Genomic DNA, 18272 nt, shown 5'->3' with positions numbered 1-18272 from the left:
CGTACCTCCGCGTTTCCTCCGCGCCCCTCCGCGTTTAAAAACAGGTACTAACCAACACTACCTTCCAACTTCAGACTCAACAACTTATCAGCCTCAACAGCAAACTCCATAGGTAGCTGATTAAACACATCCTTGCAGAAACCGCTAATCATCATAGAAATAGCATCTTCCGCAGAAATACCACGTTGAGCAAAGTAAAACAGTTGATCTTCCCCAATCTTAGAAGTAGAAGCCTCATGTTCCACCTTTCCCGTATGATTCTGTACCTGAATATAAGGGAAAGTATTCGCCTGAGCATTATCCCCAATTAACATCGAGTCACACTGAGAATAATTTCGCGCCCCTTCAGCCTTGGGATTAATCTTCACCAAACCCCGGTAACTATTACTAGAATTACCTGCGGAGATACCCTTAGAAATGATAGTGCTGCGGGTATTTTTCCCGACATGAATCATTTTCGTTCCGGTGTCGGCTTGCTGCATATTGTTAGTCAACGCCACCGAGTAGAATTCCCCGACAGAGTTATCACCGACTAACACACAACTGGGATACTTCCAAGTAATTGCCGAACCAGTTTCGACTTGTGTCCAAGAAATTTTAGAATTTACACCTTGACACAAACCGCGCTTGGTGACGAAGTTGTAAATACCACCTTTACCGTTAGCGTCGCCGGCGTACCAGTTTTGAACGGTGGAGTATTTAATTTCCGCATTGTCGAGGGCGACGAGTTCAACTACCGCCGCGTGCAGTTGGTTGCTGTCGTACATTGGTGCGGTGCAACCTTCCAAGTAGGAAACATAGCTACCTTCTTCTGCGACAATCAAAGTCCGTTCAAATTGTCCTGTATCGCCGGAGTTGATGCGGAAGTAGGTAGACAATTCCATTGGACATTTCACGCCTTTGGGAATGTAGACAAAGGAACCGTCACTAAATACCGCCGAGTTGAGGGCGGCGAAGTAGTTGTCAGCAATGGGGACAACGCTACCCAAATATTTCTGCACGAGTTCTGGGTGTTCCCGCAGTGCTTCGGAAATTGAGCAGAAAATAACGCCGTCTTTGGCAAGTGTTTCTTTGAAGGTGGTGGCGACGGAAACGCTATCAAAAATCGCGTCTACGGCGACGTTGGCGAGTCGTTTCTGCTCAGATAGGGGAATACCTAGTTTCTCGAAGGTTTCTAGCAGGGTAGGATCTACTTCTTCTAAGCTGTTGAGTTTTTCTTTTTTTTGCTTAGGTGCGGAGTAGTAGATGATATCCTGATAATTAATTGGTGGATATGTGACGCTCGGCCAGGTTGGCTCGGTCATTTTCAGCCACTGGCGGTAAGCTCTGAGACGGAACTCCAACATGAACTCCGGTTCATTCTTTTTGGCGGAGATTAAGCGGATAACGTCTTCGTTTAGTCCACGCGGAATCGTGTCGGTTTCGATATCCGTTATGAAACCGTACTTGTAGGGCTGGTTGACTAAGGTTTTGACAGTAGCACTCATCGCTAGTGGTCTCTTGTGTTCTGTGTGTGGTTCTCTTTAAAGATGGAAGACGGGGAGTATTGGGTTGCTTCCCATCTGATTTAGCCTAGTGGTTAAGCGGCTGTTACAATTAAAATATAGACTAAAACAACAAGCTTGTTGTTTAATATAATCTTATTGTACGCTAGATTAACAACAACAATGTTGTTTTAGTCAAATTTTCTGAAAAAATTTTTTTGGACGTTCGCGGAGCGTCTTGTAGAGAAGATGGCGACCACTCAACAGTCCTCAACCAAGCAAGAGATCCTAGAATATCTCCTAAAAAACTCCCAGGCGACGGCGTTCGACCTCGCAGAAGTTTTAGATGTTAGCCCGCAAGCAATTCGTCGTCATCTCAAAGATTTGGAGGCGGAGGAGTTAATTGTTTATTCCTCAATACAGGTGGGGATGGGGCGACCACAGCACGTTTATCAGTTGAGTCGTCAAGGGCGCGATCGCCTACACAAAGGAGTGAGCGATCGCCATGGTGATTTTGCCGTGTCGTTGCTGGATACCTTAGCCGCAACGGTAGGACAAGACCAATTTAAGACAATTTTACAAAAACAGTGGGAACGCAAAGCCCAAGAATATCGCGATCGCGTAGGTAACGGCGCATTGCGAGAACGGGTAGCGAAGTTAGTAGAACTGCGAAAAGCTGAAGGTTTCATGGCGGAATATCACCCTGTAGATTCTCCTGACTCAACACAGGCAGAACAGTTTATTTTCATGGAACATAATTGTGCAATTTCTAATGTCGCTGAGTCATTTCCCACTGTTTGCGGACACGAATTAGAAATGTTTGCGGCGGTGCTGCCAGATTGTACAGTTGAGCGTACCCATTGGCTGATCAACGGTGAACATCGTTGTGGCTATCTCGTGCAAGCCCGCAAATAAGAATAAGATATGTAAATTGGTTGTTATTTTCAGTTTAAGTTATCAATCATCGTCAATTGGTCAAGGGTTTTACCAATTATCGGCTAATATAGCAATTCACAATCAAGTGAAGATCAGTCAGAATTAAACGCAGATGGACGCAGATATAGCTTGCTTCTCTTACGAGACGCTACCGCGCTCGCGCAGCGTATCCGTAGGATTCACCCGCAGGATACGCAGATAAATTGATACATCATGAGACTAGAAAACGCTATATTAGCGAAAGTTAACTTTTAACTTTTGAATTTTGAATTGTTTATGGATTTATCATCACAACAACCATCAACTCAATTTCTCACTTTAGAAGAATCAGCGAAAGTAGACGCGGCTTTGTTGTCTTCTCCTGAAAAGTTTTTAACAAGATTAACTATTTCTTCTCTCAAACTGTTAAAACATATTGCCCAAGAGTATGGTGTTGCTATGGAAGATTTAACAACACAGCAAGTAATAGCTTGGTTTGAAAAAGACGGCAAAATTAGGAGAGAGGAAGGAATAGAAGCGGCTTATTTAAAATGGTAATTAAATCAACATGACATAAATCCCCGACTTCTCAAAGAAGTCGGGGATTTGGGCAGGGCGGAATATGTAGAACTTCTGCACTAACTTTGATAACTGTGGGAGCGAGGACTGCGAACACCTACAGCCGCACCGATCAACGCTGCCACTAAACCTAATAAAGAACCGAAGACAAACCACCATAACGCCCTAGAAGTCGCCGCCGCAATATCGCGAGCTTGTTCGGGAGTGACGTTAGGTATATTCTGTGGTAAAACTACGCCTCCTGGTTGTTGTACTTGGTTGATTACTTCCCCAGCGTTATAAGCTGCAACACCAAAAGCACCAGACACGCCACTTGCTAATAGCCAGGAGCTAAGTGCTAAAGTGGTAGCCCATAAAATCGCACCGTTGAGCAGTGCGGTATTGCGATTCATGGGGCCACAAGCACGGGTTGTAATCCAACCGCCAACGAATAGGGAAATTAATAGCGCAATGGTTGACCAAATCCCGACATTACCAGCAACGCCAGGTGCAATGCTACGAGGCGCACCGGAGCCGGCAATGCTTCCCGCGCCAATGGCGGCAAATGCCGAACTTAAAATCAATTGCGTAGCTAAAGCAACTAATACACCGGAAATTATCGGGCCCCAGCGCACACGATCATGATACTCGGCTACTCTGCCAGCGATCGCACTTTCCGGTTGTATAACATCGTCACCTACTCGATTTACGTATGACATAAGTCTATTTTCTCCATTGCTACTTTACTCAAGTAAAGTTTTTTTCAAGTTAGTTATATTTATGCTTACGTTTAAAATTAAATGGCGAATTATAGATTTTAATATCTATCAGCAGAAAGAGTTATTCACTCTATCAAGAGTCGTAAGAAATCAGTCTATTTAACTATTTTCAAATAATTGAATTTTGCCAAATTAGGCTATCTTATTTGGTATTATTCACTTTTTCTCAAAACTTACTCAATTCTGTTTTGTAAATTTTTCAATACTTTCAATAAGGAATCATAATTAGTTTTTCATAAATAATTTAAATTTTTGGTCATAGATGATGAGTGATACTGACCACAATATTACTCATCAAAAATTCTTCACAGCTATAACCAAAGATATATAAATACAGAGACAAAAACTAACGCAATTTCACAGCAGTACCTGTGGCAGTAATCAGTAACAAAACTCCTGATTGGTCAACATTAATCGTCCCCGTGTCAATTTCGATACCAATAACAGCGTTAGCACCTAAACGCAATGCACGTTGTTCTAATTCTTCGATGGCTTTTTTTTGTCCCTGCTCAAATAAACGCTCATAACTACCAGTGCGTCCACCAATCACATCCCGAATCCCAGCTAAAAAATCCCGCAGGAAATTGCTACCATAGACAACTTCTGCCGTGACAATGCCCAAATATGATTCGATGACTGCACCTTGAATCACATCAGTTGTGGTTAAAATCATAATTTATCCTCACAAATTGCGGATTAGCTCATGCTTATGTATAATTGCTGTCAGTGTTTTCTAGCGAATTGTGTGGTCAATCAAGTAAATTTTGGGAGTTTAGCTTGATTTTAACGAAAAAATAGACAAGAAAACATGAATATTTTTGGAGACATTGATAGAAAAATTCGCTATATATTTGAGCAAGGATGAATTTGTGTATTCCCAGAACATTAGTAAATCATCAAGTCCCTATATACATAGCATTTAAACTTTTTCTAGTAATAGTTAGCAGACAAAATACTGACCAAATAATCTCACTGAGTTACAAGGGATAATCGAACTGAGAAATGATGTTGAATTTGTACTATAGCGATTTTCATCTTCATGAGCTAAAGTTGCATTGATGGTGGACGGCGGTGAATGAATTATACTGATAGCTTGCCTAATTGCCCAATGCTGTAATAGTTGCTTGATTCCAAATGAAACCTAAAAGTTCCCTGTGAAACGAGGTGAAGGTATTTACGGATTATTAATATTTTATAAAGTCAGGCAAACTACAGGTTGCAAAAATTGATATTTTTGTTTTAATGTACAAGCAAAAAGTTGATTATAATTTCAGGAAATTTACTGTGTACAAACGCATAATGTTAATATTGGGTGTTTTGTTGTTAGGAAGCAGTGTTGCTAGCATCCCAACAGTGGCACAGGCTCAAACTATAGTAGCGCAAGCTAGTAAACCAGAATTGAAAGAACTTTTGGAGCAGGGTAAACAGCTAGTAGACGCGGGTGATTATAATGGGGCGATCGCTGTTTACCAACGAGCAGCAGCCCTAGATAATAGGAATGCGAGAATCCATTCGGGTATCGGCTACCTGTATGCACAACAAGGGAATTTTCAAGCGGCACTAGCAGCATACCGGCGGGCGATCGCACTCAACCCCAACAATAGTGATTTTTACTATGCTGTAGGTTTCATCAAAGGTAATATGGGTGATACGGCTGGAGCGAAAGAAGCTTACCGTCGTGCCATACAACTCAATAGAGGTAATATTAACGCCTATATAGGATTAGGTATCACCCAATCTCGCCTAGGAGACTACAAAGCAGCTAACTGGGCGTTTGAGGAAGCCATTAAACTGGATAGGAACAACGGTCAAACCTACGAATTTATGGCTGTAATGTATAAACAGCGTCGTCTACCCAAGCAAGCCACTAATTTATTACAGAAAGCCCGTGACTTATATCGCCGGCGCAATGACTCGGATGGTGTAGCCAGAGTAGAAGCGATGCTACAAGAATTAGGCGGCTAAAAATTAATTTAACTGCCGTCCAGTCAATTCTACAAAAATATCTTCTAAATTAGAAGGACGTACCATCATCCCAGTTTTATTAGTCTGTTGATTCAGATAATTGTTTGCTGCTTCCAAAGACGGGAAAAACAAATATTCCCATTGGCGCGCCCTATCACCTGCTGCGTTGGTAACATCCAATTGTTTCATGACCAAACCTTCACCATGTATAGAGCGTAATTGTTGTAGCGTGCCTAAAGAAATCAGTTTACCACCATCCATAATCCCGATGCGTCCTGGTTGAGTCGAGCCAAAAGCATCACAGAGAAATTCCACCTCATCCATATAATGAGTAGTTAATAGTATCGTCATTCCTTGGCGGTTCAAATCTCGAATAATTTCCCATAGTCGTCGCCGAGTCTGGGGATCTAATCCTACCGTTGGTTCATCTAAAAATAAAATTCGCGGTTGATGTAACAAAGCCCTAGCTATTTGTAACCGCCGTTTCATACCCCCAGACAAGGTTTTAACAAAATCGGCGTAAGTCCCCACCTATAAGAATGGAATGTGGGGATATAAGTCGGACGACGACGATAGCATCTTTGAGCAATTTTTCCGTAGGAAAGACTGTCAAAGATGTATGAGAAGTCGTCAAATCTACGGTAGAATACAGATGGTTGACAACCCACCCGACCGTATTGAACAGACAGGCTAACTTCAAAGTAGGTGTACGAACCTTGCCGCAGATAAATCGGTAGATCGGGGAATCTGAAAACCTAGCTGGTTGACCATTGTCGTAAATCCAAGGCGAGTAAGACGAAAAGCAATCAAACTGTCCCAGGAAGTGGGATGGCGGCGCGGGTTCTTCCTTGAGAAGATAAAGGTAGCAATACCAGAAACGCTGTGTAAGACCAATCTGTACTTGTACAAGGAGGCAATGGCGAATGAGACGCGAAGCCGCAACTATAGCGTCAGCTTAGTTGGGGTACTTCACTTCAACATACTCCAACCATTGATTAATTAATCGTTGTCGTTGTGAGTTAGCTATATGATGTAGTCTGCCGTGCAATTCCATGTTTTCCCAGACAGTCAGTGTCGTCAACATCCGAATTTTAGTGGATTTACCTGCGCCATTAGGGCCAAGCAGAGCAAATATTTCTCCAGCCTCGATGCTAAATGACAGGTCATTTACTACAGGCACTTGGTTATAAAACTTGTAGACGTTTTCTAGCAGAACAGCAGCAGACATGAAGACATTGATTACACAGTTTCATTACTATAGACTACCATTTTTGACTACAAACCCTCAGTAAAAAAACTCTGCGTTTCTCTGCGTCAACTTTGCGCCACTTTGCGTTTAATTATGCTTGTAATTCTTGATTCTCCCAACAAGAAACACTGGAACTAGAGGTTTCAGTGTGATATGTGTTTTTCAACGCACTCCAACTACTAGCAATTGGCATTCGCCAGCCTGTACCAAAGGCGCGGTCAGTAATTTTTAATCCTGGTGGTGCTTGTCGGCGTTTGAACTCAGCCCGTGCTAACATTTGGATAATTCTGTCTACAACTACAGAATCATGACCGGCGGCGACTATTTGCCCTACTGATTGATGTTGATTAATTAAGCGTTGCAAAATATCGTCTAAAATTTCGTAGGGTGGTAGAGAGTCTTGATCAACTTGACCGGGTTTGAGTTCCGCGCTTGGTGCTTTGGTGATCACGTTTTGAGGGATGACTGTTGAGTGTTGAGAGTTTAGCCAGTTACAGAGGGAATAAACGCGAGTTTTGGGAACATCAGCAATTACGGCTAACCCGCCATTCATGTCACCGTAGAGGGTACAGTAACCCACTGCCATTTCTGACTTGTTGCCGGTAGATAATAATACATAGCCAAATTTATTGGCGATCGCCATTAATAAGTTACCCCGAATTCGGGATTGAATATTTTCCTCAGCAATACCAAATTCTGTCCCGGCAAACAAATCAGCCAAGCTGTGATCAAAACCTTGCATTAATTCGCCTATGGGTATAACTTGTGTTTGTATCCCCAAATTTTTGGCTAATGCTAAAGCATCACTGATGGAATGTTCGGAACTGTAGGGGGAAGGCATCAGTACACCTAAGACATTTTCTTTACCAAGGGCGGCCGTGGCGATCGCCGCTACCAATGAGGAATCTATCCCACCACTCAAACCCAAGACGGCTTTAGAAAAACGGCACTTTTGGGCATAATCTCGCACCCCCAAAACTAAAGCGTGCCAAATTTCTTCATCTTCTGAGGTGTATTCTGGGACAACAGAACTTAATTTTAAATCCCGTTGCGCTGCGTCAAATTCTACCGTCACTAAATCGCTGGTAAAACCAGGCGCACGACAAATTACTTCACCTTGACGATTTAAAGCAAAACTAAAACCATCAAAAATTAAGTCGTCGTTACCGCCAACTTGGTTAGTATAAATGATCGGTTGTTGGAAACGCACAGCACTATGTTTGAGCATTGCTTCTCGACTGCGTTGCTTACCGACTGTGTAGGGTGAGGCTGATAAATTGACAATCAAATCCACACCTAAAATTGATAAGTCAGCGACGGGATTAGCTGCATAATGCCGTTTACCCCAAAATTCTTCATCGTTCCATAAATCTTCGCAAACTGTTACACCAATATCAATATTATCTAAGGTGAAATAGTTAGCTTCTAGTCCTGGTTCAAAGTAACGATTTTCGTCAAATACGTCATAAGTTGGTAAGAGTCGCTTATGGAAATATTGCTTAATTTGTCCATTTTCTAACAAAGCGATACTATTAAATAAAGTTTTTCCGCCTGTAACATGGGCTTTTAAATTTTGGGCGACAGTCCCAACTAACACAGCTAAATTAGCGGGTAAATCTCTCGCTAATTGCTGTAAAGTAACATTCATAGCTGCGACAAAACTGGGATTTAATAATAAATCCCTGGGGGGATAGCCACATAAAGAAAGTTCTGGAGTTAACAACAACCGCGCCCCTGTTGCCACAGCTTGCTGTGCTATTTCCAGAATTTTTTGAGCATTACCTGACAAGTCACCAATTATAGGATTAAGTTGAGCGATCGCAATTTTCATAGTTTAGTTATTAGTTATTAGTTTTTCTCCTCTGCTCCCTGTGCTAAATAAACACTAAAGGCTTATCTTTAAATGGGGCAAAAGCGTCAGCATCAAATTTATATAAAGTGGCGGGACGACCAGCACCTCTTGATACTTTGATACCTGTATCAGATAAGAAGCCTAACTTCAAGAGACGGGCGCGAAAATTAGAATAATCAGCGAAATTATCCCCTAAAACTGTGGTGTATAATTGATATAAATCATTTAAAGTAAACATTTCCGGTAAGACTTCAAAAGCTACCGGACTGTATTCTAATTTATTGCGTAACCTTCTATGTCCATAAGCCAAAATTTCCTGATGATCAAAGGCTAATTTTGGCACTTGCTTGACTGGATACCAAGCAATACCTGTCACGCCATCAGCGATTAGTTCTGCTTCTTCAAATCTGACTAGGGCAAAATAACTAACTGATAGATAACGCACACCATAACTACCAGTGGCTTCTCTGGGGTCACGTTTTGGGCCGCCAAAGGTGTATAACTGTTCTAAATAAAGATTATTGACTCTAATTTTCTCTGCCATAATGCGATAAGCAGCATCTTCTAAAGACTCTCCTTGACGGACTAAAGTACCGGGCAGACTCCATTGATTTGAAAATGGTTCTTGCTGCCGCATTACTAACAGAACTAACAGACGATTCTGAACAGTATCTACAGAGAAAATTACATTATCAACACCTACTTTAAAATCAGCCAAAGGTTGTTGATTTAACAAATTTGAACTTTTTTTGTGATTGCGGGCGGGCATTTGTACAAACGCTGTTGATTGATATAAGCAGCTATAGGGGGAATTAGGGCTGCGGTGTTTCCATGTTCACGATACGCTGTAGAGGAGACATCTAAACCAGTTAAACTGGCGATCGCAATTTTGCCTCCCAGTGCTTTTACGGCTTCTAAGCTAGATTCATCTATCTCATATCCCGGTCGCGGTACAATCAACAATTGCACTTGCTGTAATAATTCTTCAATTCGATACCAGCGCGGTAGCTGATGCAATAAATCTGAACCAATTACTAAGGTGAATTCGGCATCATCACCCCAACGTGATTTAGCTTTATCTAAGGTTTCCAAGGTTCTAAAACTACTTAATTCCTGTTCTAAAGCTATATTCTTGTGGGGTGCTTCGATATCCGTAATCAACAAATGCAGCATTGCCGCCCGATGGGGTAATGGTGTCTGATGAGATTTAAATGGATTATCAGCCGCCCACACTGCTACCCAATCATAACGCTCAGACAACCACCGCAGAATTTTTTGATGTCCTGCTGTTGGTGGATCTGCGCTAGTACCAAATAAAGCAATTTTTTGCATCATAGTTATTAGTTATTAGTCATTAGTCATTAGTTATTAGTTATTAGTTTTTCTCCCTCATCTCCCCACTCCCCTGATTAACTCTGCCAGTGTGGGGGAAATCTCTACTGTTAAGGTCATAGGATGATTTAGTTGTCTGGTTTTTTCTGGTAAACTGGCTACGGAAGCGGTGGTACGTTGGCGAATTTCGGCTAGGGTTTCTAGTGGTTGCAGTCGTTGACCTTGTTTGACTACTAATTGCAATAGGGGTTGTTCTCCAGGTAGGGGAGTTTCGCTGATTAATCCTAGTCTGTCGGCTGTAATTTGATTGTCGGCAAATGTCCGAAAAATTTGCTTACGTCCGGGATAGGTGACTTTACCCGTGGACTTTTTCATTACCGGGATACCGTCAATTTCTACGAGTTTATACACTCCATTCACAGGTGAACCGGTAACTAATTTCGTTCCTAGTCCATAGCCATCAATTGCTGCACCTGCGGCTTGGAGTCTGGCAATTTCCCATTCGTCTAAGTCACCGCTAGCAAAAATTGTCACGTTGGGAAGGAGCGATCGCACCTGTTGAGATAAAGTGATTAAGTCTCCAGAGTCTAACCTGACTCCTGTTAACTCCATCTCTCCCGCATTCACTTTTACGGCTAAATGTTCTGCCGCCGCGACAGTATCATAAGTATCAATTAACAATGGCGCACCAGGAAAATAACGATGGAATGCTGTAAAAGCTTGCTCTTCACTGCCTTCCATCGCGGATAACGCCATAACCAAGGCATGAGCCATCGTACCACTAGGCTGTTCACCCAGTTGTAGCGCGGCTAACACATTGGAGGTGGCATCTAAACCCCCGGCTAAAGCTGCCCTGGCTGCCCACAATGAAGCTTGGGGACTAAATGCCCGTCTCGTGCCGAATTCTAAAAGTCTAGCCTTCTCACCTGCGACATCCCGCAGACGTGCCGCCCTGGTTGCTATCAGGGTTTGGTAGTTGAGGGTATTTAATAGATAAGTTTCAACTAATTGCGCTTGCCATAAAGGTGCTTCTACACGCAATAATGGCTCATTGGCAAAGACTGCTGTTCCTTCTGGTACTGCCCACACATCCCCAGTAAACCGTCCTTCAGCCAACAATGACCAAAAGCGAGGGCTAGCTTGGGCAAAAATCCCTGTTGCTTGTAATGCGGCTATCTGTTCGGGACTAAAGCGCAGGTTTTCTAAATATTCCAACGCTTGCGCCAAACCCATTGCAATTAAATAGCCAAAACCCTCTGGCACACGCCTGACGAATAACTCAAAGCAAGCCCGTCGTTGTTCCACACCTTCACCAGTATAACAAGCTGCCATTGTTAACTGATAAAGGTCTGTGAGAAGGCTGTATTCTGCCGCAGAGATATCTAATTTTGGTTTCTGGTGGCTATCCCAGACCGGGAAAGGTGACATACCAGAGCTTCCTTACAAAAATGGTTGCTTGTATTATGGTAGAATTTACCATAAGGTCTGTCAAGTATAAAAATTATAAACAGCAAAACCCTAACTATTCCCTGATCCTTCCTGTTCCCTCGACCGCAGCACATTAGTAGGGTGTGTCAGATGTTAAACATCTGTGTTTTTACCCAATTATCGCGGCTGACGCACCCTACACTACACTTAGCCCTCGTCGTCAGGATTGTTTTGTTAGGCTGCATCCGGCCTGGACTCGTAACTTTGTCGGCAATATGTCATCAAACCATTAATTAACTTTTTTTAATGGTTAATTTCATTAAAAAGAAAATAACCAAAATCACCCAGGATTGACGCAACTGACACATTAGTAGGGTGCGTCATCGGAAAATCTGCCAGATGAGAGATTGATATTTACGGAAATTAAATATTTAACATCAAAATACAAACTTATCAGCAAATTTAGTTAAGTTCTGATGTTTTCTTCTGTAATTTTACTAAATTAATGTAAAAATAATACGTATTGTTTAAGACAAACTATCAAAGGAAAAAATTACTACAGCAAAACCAGACTAAAAATCATAATTAAACATTAACTAGCGTTATCAGGGATGAATGGGATGAATAGGCTGTCCTTTTATGTAATAGTGTTACAGGGTTTATTTTTAGGCATCACATCTGCAAATGCTCAATCATTACCTCATGGTGTAGTCCAGAAAATGGTTGATAACAACCAAAAAACAAATGTAGCAAAAAATACAAATAAACAACTGTGGGTAATTGAGCCAAATCAACAGGTACAAAATAAACCGTTTTTTTGGGTAGTTAAAGATACTAAAAAATCAGGGGAACAACCATTATTAAAAGTGGGTAAACCGACAGATAATCCGGTAAAGAAACCTGAGAGCGCAACTAAACCAGAGAAAAAAGATGATGGGGAAGAATTTGATACAGTAATTAAAGATACGGAGAAATCAGCAGGATTATTTACTATATATCATCATCAAGAAAAGAATAAAATTTATCTGGAAGTAAAACCAGAACAACTCAATAAAAATTATTTAGCGACTGCAACCTTGGAATCTGGGATTGGTGAAGAGGGAATTTATAGTGGATTGCCATTACAGGACTTTTTATTTTATTTCCAACGGGTAGATAAAAACTTATATTTTGTAGTGCGGAATGTGAATTTTCGCACACGGGAAGGTGATCCACAAGTGCGATCGCTCGCCCGTTCCTTTAGTGATTCGGTTCTCTATGCTTTGCCGATTAAAAGTATTCATCCCCAACGCCAAAGTTTACTGATTGATTTGGGTGACTTACTACTGACAGACTTATCAGGATTAGCTCTGAGTATAGGTATGAGTGCCAACACAGATCAATCCTATTTTGGTGATGCAAAAGTTTTTCCCCAAAACTTAGAGGTGGAAACAATTTTGACTTTCTCAGGTAGTAGTAATCAAGCAAATCCAATGCAGGGTTTTACAGCCCTGCCTGATAGCCGTGGCTTTACTTTGCGGGTTCACTACAGTCTCTCGCAATTACCAAACAACAATTATCGTCCCCGATTAGCTGACGAACGTGTGGGTTATTTTATCACTGCCTACCACGATTTATCTGAACATGAACGCGATGAACCGTTTATCCGTTATATTAATCGCTGGCATTTAGAAAAAGAAAATCCCAACGCACCGATATCTCCACCAAAAAAACCGATTGTCTTTTGGATTGACAACGCTGTGCCTTTAGAATATCGCGATGCGATTAAAGAAGGCATACTAATGTGGAACAAAGCCTTTTTGAAAGCGGGATTTAAAGATGCGATTGTAGCCAAGCAAATGCCAGATCATGTTACCTGGCATCCGGCAGACATCCGCTATAATACGATTCGCTGGATTAACACAGTGGATGGTTATTTTGCGATGGGGCCATCTCGCATTAATCCTTTAACTGGGGAAATTTTAGATGCAGATATCTTAGTAGATGCCGGCTTTATCCGCTATCTCAAGGGTAACTATCGTCAACTCATCCAACCAAGTCAAAGCAAAACTCGCACTTCTTTATCAGGATTAATCCGCGATCGCCAGCTTTGTAATTATGGTAGAACTACCAAAGACAACAGCACAACTGAGCCAAATAAATTTTTGCAACGGTTAGCCCAATTAAGCAGCAAGTATGATGTGTGCTACGGCATCGAAGCAGCTAATCAATTTGCTTTTGGTTCGATGGCGATGTCATTACTACAAGACAACGTACCCAGCCAAAAACAAATACAACAATACATCCATGAATATTTACGTTTAATTATCGCCCACGAAGTGGGTCATACTCTCGGTTTGCGTCACAACTTCCGGGGTAGCACTTTCCTACCACCAGAAGCGATGAATAATCAGGAGATTACCAGCACTAGAGGTATGACAACTTCGGTGATGGATTATATTCCTCCCAACATTGCACCCCCAGGCACAAAGCAGGGAGATTTTTTCCCCAGCATCGTCGGGGTTTATGATGAGTGGGCAATTCAGTATGGTTATACCCCAATTCTAGCCGCCAACCCCATAGCAGAAAAGCCGATGCTGCAAGCGATCGCTAACCAATCTGAGAAACCGGAGTTGAGTTATGCTACAGATGAAGATGTCTATGGTCTTGATCCAACTGCCGATGCCTGGGATTATAGCAGCAACGTCCTAGTTTATTCACAGTGGCAACTAGATAATTCGCGGTTGATGTGGGAACGTCTGAATAAACGTTTTCCGTTAGCGGGTGATAGTTATAGTGATGTCAGCGATCGCTTTAATACAATTTTGAATAACTATTTTCGCAACATCTTCTACACTACTAAATATATAGGTGGACAATCATTTTACCGACTGCATGGTAGGGAAAGAGTATCTACTAAACAGCGATTACCATTTGAATCAGTCCCCCTAGAAAAGCAACGACAAGCATTAAACACACTACAAAAATATGTATTTGATGAGAAGGCTCTAAATTTTCCCCCGGAATTGCTGAATAAATTAGCACCTTCACGGTGGCTACACTGGCGTAGTTTTCCGCAGATGGGGCGGTTAGATTATCCCATTCATGATTTAGTATTGCTCTTGCAGGGTGCTGTTTTGCGGGAATTGCTAGCAGGCGATCGCCTCTCCCAACTTAAGGATTTGGAACTGAAAAACCCACCAGAAAAATCACTGACGTTACCAGAACTGTTTGATACATTGCAAACCGGAATTTGGACAGAGGTACTACAACCAAAAGGCGGAAAACTCAAAATTACCAGTTTCCGCAGAGGATTGCAAAGAGAATATTTAGACATTTTAATTCGTATGGTATTACGGCAAGAATACGTACCAGAAGATGCACGCTCGCTAGCATGGTATAAACTTAGACAATTGCATAGCAAACTCCAGCAAGTAAACACCCGCGACGCATACACCAAAGCCCACATTTTGGAAACCCGCGATCGCATTGAGAAAGCTTTAAATGCACCGTTGCAGGGGAATTAATCACCCTTGAAGACAGATGTAATTTTGATGTAATTGCAACTCCTACGTGAGTAGTGCGATCGCCTTCCCACTGTCCTCACAATTTCCTCACATTTTTTGTCTAACCTTAAGATAGCGATTCTTGTGTAATCGCGTGTATTGCCTCCTGATAGTCAGTTGGGTTGCACAGAAACCTCCGTCAAGTCTCAAGTACAGAATTCACACAACTGGCATATTACTAGGGTGCGTCAGATACCAAAAATACGTTTATTGACAGCATTTAAACAGTCTGACGCACCCTACAAGATTCCTAAAGTATCGTTTTTGACTCATAAGATAATCTCACAGAAACCCGACTGGTAGTATTTACAAGGAGTTTTGATTACACACGGAATTACTCATCTTGTAAAACAGTCACAAAAAGAACTTTTTTCATAAACCAGGTGTAACAATATGCTGCAAAAATTTTCTCATCGGACAGAAGCCGGACAGCTATTAGCTGCTAAGTTGTCAGAATATGCCCATCGGGACGATGTTCTGGTTTTGGCACTTCCCCGTGGGGGTGTACCTGTAGCTTACGAAGTAGCTAAAAATCTGGATGCACCTTTAGATGTTTGCTTGGTGCGGAAACTCGGCGTACCAGGACATGAAGAATTAGCGATGGGTGCAATTTCTACAGGTGGGGTACGTGTGATTAATGAGAATGTTGTTGATTGGTTGCGAATTCCCCAAGAAATTATAGACGCTGTAGCAGCCAGAGAAACCCATGAATTACAACGCCGCAATCAACTTTATCGAGGCGATCGCCCCTTACCAAACATCACCAATCGCACCATCATTTTAATTGATGATGGCATTGCCACAGGTGCCACTATCCGGGCAGCGATCGCCACAATCAAACAACAACAACCCCGCGAATTAGTTTTAGCCGTTCCCGTAGTTGGCACATCCACCTATGAGGAACTAGCCCCAGCATTAGATAAACTTGTCTGTGTATTGATGCCAGAACATTTATCTGCCATTGGTATCTGGTACGAAGATTTTTCCCAAACAACTGATGCAGAAGTTTGTCACCTACTCGCCAGGCAAAAACAGTTGATTGCTAACGGCTCATAACAGGAGGTTGAGTTTATGAATCCGATATTGACACAACATCCCCACGAGTATATAGTATCAGTCTCAGCAGGTGAGGTCAACCTAGAAGGCAACTTATTCATCCCAGAAGGTGCCACAGGCATAGTTTTATTTGCTCATGGCAGTGGTAGCAGTCGCCATAGTCCCCGCAATCGCTATGTAGCCGGAGTTTTACAACAGGCGGGACTGGCTACTTTATTAATTGACTTGCTCACGGCTGAAGAAGAAGCCATTGACATCCACACCAGACATTTACGCTTTGATATTGGGTTATTAGCATCCCGGCTAGTAGGGGCAACAGATTGGCTGGCTCAACATCCAGAGACGCATAATTTAAACATTGGTTACTTTGGCGCAAGTACAGGCGCAGGTGCAGCTTTAGTAGCAGCCGCAGCCCGTCCAGATGTTGTCAAAGCTGTTGTTTCTCGTGGGGGACGGCCTGATTTAGCCACCTCTGCATTACCGCAAGTCAAAGCACCGACATTATTAATTGTCGGGGGTTATGATACGCCAGTAATTGCCATGAATGAGAGTGCTTTAGCACAGTTGCGCGCAGAAAAAAGCTTGAAGATTGTGCCTCAAGCTACTCACTTATTTGAAGAACCCGGCAAATTAGAAGCTGTGGCACAACTGGCGAGTGAGTGGTTCACAAGTTATCTCAAATGAAGTTGCATCCAATCAGTGATGGATGTAGAGCTGACTTTTCACGTTATGTGGAAAAGCTAACGTGAAACCTCACCCCCTAACCCCCTTCCCTACTAGGGAATGGGGAAAACTCAAAGCCTCTCTCCTGGCAGGGGAGAGGTTTGGAGAGGGGTTTTCCATATCCCGTGAAAAGTCAAATGTAGAGACGTTGCATGCAACATCTCTACAGTAGATAACAACAAATAAACTTCCAGATTCCAGATATTTCTGGAAGCTACCTATACAATTAAGTAAGAACACTCAGAGATTGATATCAGGATGAGTCGTTCTAGAAGTTATTTGTGTCATGGCTTGTGAACTTCTTAATTGGTTGTGCTGTTTGGGCATATAAAGGTTGGGTGGGGGAACTGTATCCCCCAGATACTCGTGCTACAGATTTTCTCTATCTCTACAGCCGTCGTTTTTCTGCTGTAGAAGGTAATACTACCTTTTATGCAGTTCCTAACCAAGAGACTATCAGCCGATGGGCGGCTGAAACACCTCCAGGCTTTGAATTTTGTTTAAAATTACCACGGGAAATTACCCATAAAGGCTTACTCACACCTTACATACCTGCTGCTTTAGAATTTTTAGCAGGGATGCAGCCTTTAGGTACACATCTCGGCCCCATATTTGCCCAGTTACCGCCCAGTTATAGCCCAGTATTAATTGATGATTTGGCTAAGTTTTTAGAAGCTTGGCCGCGTCAAGCATCACCATTAGCATTAGAAGTCAGACATCCTGACTGGTTTAAGGAACCTCACACCAGTAAATTGACACAGCTTTTAGAAAATTTAGGCGTGGGCAGGGTGTTACTAGATTCGCGTCCCATCTATACTGGCAAAGATGACCCCCAGTTTAAATCAGAACGACGCAAGCCTAAAGTACCCTTACAATTCAGCGTTACAGCACCTTTTAGTCTAATTCGGTTGATTTGTCATCCTCAGTTGTCAGTCAATCAGCCGTTTATGGAAGAGTGGGTTAAACAGATTCAACAATGGTTGCATTCTGGAGTCAAAATTTATTTCTTTATTCATTGTCCCTTAGAAGAGCGATCGCCTCACACCGCCCGTTATTTTCAACAGCTATTAGAACAGCATGGTGTAGCAGTTCCGCCCCTCCCCTGGAATCAACTAGACTCTCCACCTAATCAACTAAGCCTCTGGTAAAACTGGGAAATCGGAGGCAGCAGAGGCAGCAGGGGAGAACCACTAATAACTAATCACTAATAACTAATGACTATATAGTAATTTCTGTCTAATGGCTGAGAAATTATACAAACTAAACTCATGAATTTTTAACTTTTGTCTGATATTGGTTCAATACTAATATCAAAACACGCGATAATAGTTATCATAATACTTTGTTGATAAAAACTTATTCACTCGTATTTGTTTTAAAAAAAGG

15 protein-coding genes and 1 pseudogene are annotated in these 18272 nt (G+C 42.2%); 7 read left to right on the top strand and 9 right to left on the bottom strand.

The window, feature by feature from the left end:
- Window positions 1-47 precede the first annotated feature (47 nt).
- Entirely contained in the window at window positions 48-1487 is a 1440-nt protein-coding gene (gene sufB, locus A3775_RS17320) for a Fe-S cluster assembly protein SufB (protein WP_066383395.1), read from the bottom strand.
- A gap of 246 nt (window positions 1488-1733) precedes the next feature.
- Between sufB and sufR the strand changes: the two genes are divergently transcribed.
- Entirely contained in the window at window positions 1734-2399 is a 666-nt protein-coding gene (sufR, locus tag A3775_RS17315; protein WP_066383392.1) for an iron-sulfur cluster biosynthesis transcriptional regulator SufR, read from the top strand.
- A 297-nt stretch (window positions 2400-2696) separates the two neighbouring features.
- Window positions 2697-2957: a hypothetical protein gene (locus tag A3775_RS17310; RefSeq protein WP_066383382.1), complete on the top strand. Its 261-nt coding sequence runs from the start codon at window positions 2697-2699 to the stop codon at window positions 2955-2957.
- Window positions 2958-3037: 80 nt separating this feature from the next.
- Here A3775_RS17310 and A3775_RS17305 read toward each other — a convergent pair whose 3' ends face one another.
- Window positions 3038-3676: a hypothetical protein gene (locus A3775_RS17305; RefSeq protein WP_066383381.1), complete on the bottom strand. Its 639-nt coding sequence runs from the start codon at window positions 3674-3676 to the stop codon at window positions 3038-3040.
- A gap of 406 nt (window positions 3677-4082) precedes the next feature.
- Window positions 4083-4409: a YbjQ family protein gene (locus A3775_RS17300; protein WP_066383380.1), complete on the bottom strand. Its 327-nt coding sequence runs from the start codon at window positions 4407-4409 to the stop codon at window positions 4083-4085.
- Window positions 4410-5035: 626 nt separating this feature from the next.
- Between A3775_RS17300 and A3775_RS17295 the strand changes: the two genes are divergently transcribed.
- The gene (locus A3775_RS17295; protein ID WP_369816001.1) at window positions 5036-5701 is read left to right on the top strand and encodes a tetratricopeptide repeat protein; all 666 of its coding nucleotides are present in this window, start codon (window positions 5036-5038) and stop codon (window positions 5699-5701) included.
- 3 nt (window positions 5702-5704) lie between these two features.
- On the opposite strand, the pseudogene A3775_RS17290 reads toward A3775_RS17295, so the two are convergent.
- The 6 genes and pseudogenes from A3775_RS17290 to A3775_RS17265 form a co-directional block, all read right to left on the bottom strand.
- A pseudogene (locus A3775_RS17290) lies at window positions 5705-6217 on the bottom strand (AAA family ATPase); the annotation flags it as partial.
- Between the two features lie 439 nt (window positions 6218-6656).
- Window positions 6657-6929: an ATP-binding cassette domain-containing protein gene (locus tag A3775_RS17285; RefSeq protein WP_066425996.1), complete on the bottom strand. Its 273-nt coding sequence runs from the start codon at window positions 6927-6929 to the stop codon at window positions 6657-6659.
- 112 nt (window positions 6930-7041) lie between these two features.
- The gene (locus A3775_RS17280; protein WP_066383377.1) at window positions 7042-8781 is read right to left on the bottom strand and encodes an NAD+ synthase; all 1740 of its coding nucleotides are present in this window, start codon (window positions 8779-8781) and stop codon (window positions 7042-7044) included.
- 43 nt (window positions 8782-8824) lie between these two features.
- A complete protein-coding gene (locus tag A3775_RS17275; RefSeq protein ID WP_066383375.1) occupies window positions 8825-9571 on the bottom strand; it encodes an NrtR DNA-binding winged helix domain-containing protein in 747 nt (248 codons plus the stop codon).
- Window positions 9532-10134 (bottom strand): nicotinate-nucleotide adenylyltransferase, encoded by a 603-nt coding sequence (locus A3775_RS17270; RefSeq protein WP_066383576.1) that lies wholly within the window; start codon window positions 10132-10134, stop codon window positions 9532-9534. The genes A3775_RS17275 and A3775_RS17270 overlap by 40 nt, the downstream gene beginning before the upstream one ends.
- A gap of 57 nt (window positions 10135-10191) precedes the next feature.
- Window positions 10192-11562 (bottom strand): nicotinate phosphoribosyltransferase, encoded by a 1371-nt coding sequence (locus A3775_RS17265; RefSeq protein WP_066383373.1) that lies wholly within the window; start codon window positions 11560-11562, stop codon window positions 10192-10194.
- A 620-nt stretch (window positions 11563-12182) separates the two neighbouring features.
- Between A3775_RS17265 and A3775_RS17260 the strand changes: the two genes are divergently transcribed.
- The 4 genes from A3775_RS17260 (at window position 12183) to A3775_RS17245 (ending at window position 18034) form a co-directional block, all read left to right on the top strand.
- A complete protein-coding gene (locus A3775_RS17260; RefSeq protein ID WP_066383371.1) occupies window positions 12183-15068 on the top strand; it encodes a zinc-dependent metalloprotease in 2886 nt (961 codons plus the stop codon).
- A gap of 432 nt (window positions 15069-15500) precedes the next feature.
- Window positions 15501-16163 (top strand): phosphoribosyltransferase, encoded by a 663-nt coding sequence (locus tag A3775_RS17255; protein ID WP_066383369.1) that lies wholly within the window; start codon window positions 15501-15503, stop codon window positions 16161-16163.
- Between the two features lie 15 nt (window positions 16164-16178).
- Window positions 16179-16847 carry a dienelactone hydrolase family protein gene (locus tag A3775_RS17250; RefSeq protein ID WP_066383366.1) on the top strand — a complete coding sequence of 223 codons (669 nt, stop codon included), beginning with the start codon at window positions 16179-16181 and terminating at the stop codon, window positions 16845-16847.
- A 332-nt stretch (window positions 16848-17179) separates the two neighbouring features.
- Window positions 17180-18034 carry a DUF72 domain-containing protein gene (locus A3775_RS17245; RefSeq protein WP_066383364.1) on the top strand — a complete coding sequence of 285 codons (855 nt, stop codon included), beginning with the start codon at window positions 17180-17182 and terminating at the stop codon, window positions 18032-18034.
- Window positions 18035-18272: the final 238 nt, after the last annotated feature.

The sequence above is a fragment of the Anabaena sp. 4-3 genome (genome assembly GCF_001597745.1).
Classification (GTDB): Bacteria; Cyanobacteriota; Cyanobacteriia; order Cyanobacteriales; family Nostocaceae; genus Trichormus.
The sequence above is the reverse complement of the archived record's forward strand: the minus strand, read 5'-3'. Positions and strand labels throughout refer to the sequence as shown.